The organism is Faunimonas sp. B44 (genome assembly GCF_052655945.1).
Genome location: NZ_JBQYEX010000046.1, coordinates 1 through 1,195, shown reverse-complemented (window position 1 = coordinate 1,195; position 1,195 = coordinate 1). Strand labels below are relative to the sequence as shown.

At 67.4% G+C, this 1,195-nt stretch carries 1 protein-coding gene and 1 pseudogene; both read right to left on the bottom strand.

Annotated elements, in window-relative coordinates:
* Positions 1–15: 15 nt before the first annotated feature.
* Positions 16–744, bottom strand: a complete 729-nt coding sequence (gene istB / locus ACUN0C_RS20160) for an IS21-like element helper ATPase IstB (protein ID WP_445468189.1) — start codon at positions 742–744, stop codon at positions 16–18.
* Positions 641–1,195 (bottom strand): annotated as a pseudogene (locus ACUN0C_RS20155) (IS21 family transposase); the annotation flags it as partial. The gene istB and the pseudogene ACUN0C_RS20155, both read right to left, overlap by 104 nt.

Here is a 1,195-nt window from a genome sequence, read left to right as displayed (position 1 = left end):
GCGCGATGATCTGGTTCAGGCCCGGGTCTTGAAGCGCCAGCTGTCGTTGCCGGTCTCGACGATGTCGCAGTGGTGGGTGAGCCGGTCGAGGAGTGCGGTGGTCATCTTGGCGTCACCGAAGACGCTGGGCCATTCGCCGAAGGCGAGGTTCGTGGTGACAATGACCGAGGTCTGCTCGTAGAGCTTGCTGACGAGGTGGAAGAGCAGCTGTCCGCCAGCTTGGGCGAAGGGCAGGTACCCGAGTTCGTCGAGCACGACAAAGTCGAGCCGGCCCAGATGATCAGCGAGCCGCCCCTGCCTGCCGCCGCGAGCCTCGGCCTCGAGCTTGTTGACCAGATCGACGACGTTGAAGAAGCGGCCGCGGGCGCCGCCGCGGATGCAGGCGCGGGCGATGGCGACGGCGATATGGGTCTTGCCGGTCCCGGTACCGCCGATCAGCACGATGTTGCGCTGCTGCTCCAAGAAGCCGCCGCCGGCAAGGTCGCGGACCAGCGTCTCGTTGACCGGCGTGCCGTCGAAGGTGAAGTCCTCGAGTTCCTTGGCCAGCGGCAGCTTGGCGATGGCGATCTGGTACTTGATCGAGCGCGCCTGCTTCTCGCTGAGTTCAGCCGACATGAGATCCCCGACGACCTTCTGGGGCTCATGCTGGCGCTTCACCGCGGCCGCGACGATCTCGTCGTAGGCGGCCTTCATGCCGAACAGCTTGAGCCCACTCATTGCGGCCAATATCTCGGTTCTCTCCATCATACTGTTCTCCTGAGGCTGTCGTACCGGACGCAATTGGCGGCCGGCTCGCAGGCGAGCCTGAGCGCGGCGGGCGTCATGATCGTCGCCGGCGGTCCGGGATCGCGGCGACGGGCGAGGATGTTGAGGATGACGTCGGCGGAATGGACCCCGTCGGCGAGCGCCTCGGCGCAGGCGGCCTCCACCGCGGGCAGACCGTCCGTCAGTACCGTGCCGAGGATCTCCACCATCTGCCGATCACCGTTGGGCGCGGCGCGGAGCTTGCGGCGGACGCGCTCGATGGCTCCGGGCAGCACCCAGTCCTTGAACGGCGCGCCGTTGCGCAACGCGCCGGGCTTGCGGGCCAGCACGGGCACGTAATGCCAGGGGTCGTAGATCGTGCCGCCACGTCCGAAGGCACGGACATGCGCACCGACGATGCGGCCGTCCTGCCGCAGCTCGATGCGGTCGG